Genomic DNA, 514 nt, shown 5'->3' with positions numbered 1-514 from the left:
ACGGTTGCGGCATGAAGGCCTGGGGCTGGCGCAGGATCAGCCTTCCATCGGGTTCGGTGCGAAAGAGCGTTCATGGAATGACAAGGATCTGCTGCTGACGTGGCGGGAGCGGTGGGCGTCGCTCGCCAATGAACGGCTGGCCGAACTGGATCTGGATGTGCGGATCGACCATCGGTCGTTTGCCGCACAGGGGATCGACCTTGAGCCGCAGAACAAGATCGGTCCGGCCGGGATGCGCCGGGAAGAGCGGGGCGAGGACGCGGAACGGGTTGCCGACCATCTGGAGATCGCGCGGCGCAATGGCGAAAGGTTGCTGGCCGAGCCGCATGTGGCGCTGGAGGCGCTGACCCGACAGCAGAGTACATTCACCCGCCAGGACCTGGCGCGGTTCGTGGACCGGCATACGGCAGACGCGGAACAGTTCAGTGCTGTCATGGTTCAGGTGGAAGCGTGTCCGGATCTGGTTGCCATTGGGAAAGACGGGCATGGGCGGGAGCGGTTTTCCACACGGGAG

1 protein-coding gene is annotated in these 514 nt (G+C 64.4%); it reads left to right on the top strand.

The features are described 5' to 3' along the window. Nucleotides 1-4: 4 nt before the first annotated feature. Nucleotides 5-514, top strand: a 510-nt coding sequence (locus CFR78_RS15960) for a MobA/MobL family protein (RefSeq protein ID WP_181417560.1), incomplete at its 3' end; no start/stop codon positions are given.

The organism is Komagataeibacter rhaeticus (assembly GCF_003207855.1).
Lineage (GTDB): Bacteria > Pseudomonadota > Alphaproteobacteria > Acetobacterales > Acetobacteraceae > Komagataeibacter > Komagataeibacter rhaeticus.
The sequence above is the reverse complement of the archived record's forward strand: the minus strand, read 5'-3'. Positions and strand labels throughout refer to the sequence as shown.